This window comes from Geodermatophilus dictyosporus, assembly GCF_900115505.1.
GTDB classification, from domain to species: domain Bacteria; phylum Actinomycetota; class Actinomycetes; order Mycobacteriales; family Geodermatophilaceae; genus Geodermatophilus; species Geodermatophilus dictyosporus.
Map to the genome: position 1 here is coordinate 1 of NZ_FOWQ01000016.1, position 1,303 is coordinate 1,303.

The 1,303-nt window shown below is 74.3% G+C and carries 1 protein-coding gene and 1 pseudogene; both read left to right on the forward strand.

Going from position 1 to position 1,303, the window contains the following annotated elements; all coding sequences use genetic code 11:
• Positions 1-249 (forward strand): annotated as a pseudogene (locus BMZ33_RS22480) (methyl-accepting chemotaxis protein); the annotation flags it as partial.
• Between the two features lie 17 nt (positions 250-266).
• On the forward strand, positions 267-1,303 hold a 1,037-nt coding region (locus tag BMZ33_RS22485), incomplete at its 3' end, for a HAMP domain-containing protein (protein WP_169064738.1).

A 1,303-nucleotide genomic window follows, 5' to 3' on the forward strand; every position in this document is an offset into this window, starting at 1 on the left:
GCGCAGATCTCCGACCGGCAGACCACCATCGCCTCGGCGGTGGAGGAGCAGACGGCCACCACCAACGAGATGAGCCGCTCGGTGCAGGAGGCCGCGCAGGGCTCCGGGCAGATCGCCGACAACATCTCCGGGGTGTCCGGCGCGGCCGACTCCACCACGCAGGCGCTGACCCAGACCCGCTCCGCCGTCGACGAGCTGTCGCGGATGGCCGCCGACCTGCGCACCAGCGTCGCGCGCTTCACCTACTGAGAACCACAGGAGACCCCGTGCCCCTCCCCCGCCTCTCGGACGTCCGCGTCGGACGCCGACTCTGCCTCGCCTTCGGTGCCGTCGGGCTGCTCGTGCTGGTCAGTGCCGGCGCCGGGCTGTCCGCGGTCGGCGAGCAGCGCGACCTCGCCGAGGAGCTGAGCGCCGTCGACGGCGTCCTCGCCGACGCCGAGACCGCGCGCTTCCAGATCGCCGACGTCACCGGCTGGCAGGGCCTGGTCATGGCCGACGTCGCGGCCTACGGCCCGGCGGTGGCACTGGCACCCGACGCCTACAACCGCGCGGGCATGCTCGAGGCCAAGGCGGCGGTGTACGAGTGGCTCGACCAGGTCGACACCTCGGCGATGGACGCCACCGAGCGGGAGGCGTTCGAGGAGCTGCGCCCGGCCTGGGACAACTACTTCCGCTGGGACGACCAGGTGGTCGAGTGGCTCTCGGCGGGCACGCCCGAGAGCTTCCTGACCACGATGGAGAGCATCAACGGCGGGGAGGCCGGTGAGGGCTACGGCATCGTCCTCGGCCTGGCCGACACCGTGCAGGCGTCGGCCCAGGAGCGCGCCGCCGACCTGCGCCGGCAGCAGGACGCGGCGCAGACGCGGGCGACGGCGCTGCTCAGCGTCGTCGGGGTGCTCGCCGTCCTCGTCGCCGCGGGCCTGTCCGTGCTGGCGGCCCGGTCGGTGGTCCGGCCGCTGCGGCAGGTCCGGTCCGCGCTGGACGCCGCGGCGCAGGGTGACCTGACGGTGGACTCGGGCGTCTCGCGAGGGGACGAGGTCGGTGAGATGGCGGCCTCCCTCGCGGCCATGCAGGCGGGCCTGCGCGAGGTCATGGCCGCCGTGGCCGGTGCCTCGGACGCGGTGGCGGCCTCCTCGGAGGAGCTCTCGGCCTCGTCGGCGCAGATCTCGGCGTCGGCGGAGGAGACCTCGGCGCAGTCCGGCGTGGTCGCCGGTGCGGCGGAGGAGGTGTCCCGCAACGTGCAGACCGTCGCCGCGGGTGCCGAGCAGATGGGTGCCTCGATCCGGGAGATCGCCAGCAACGC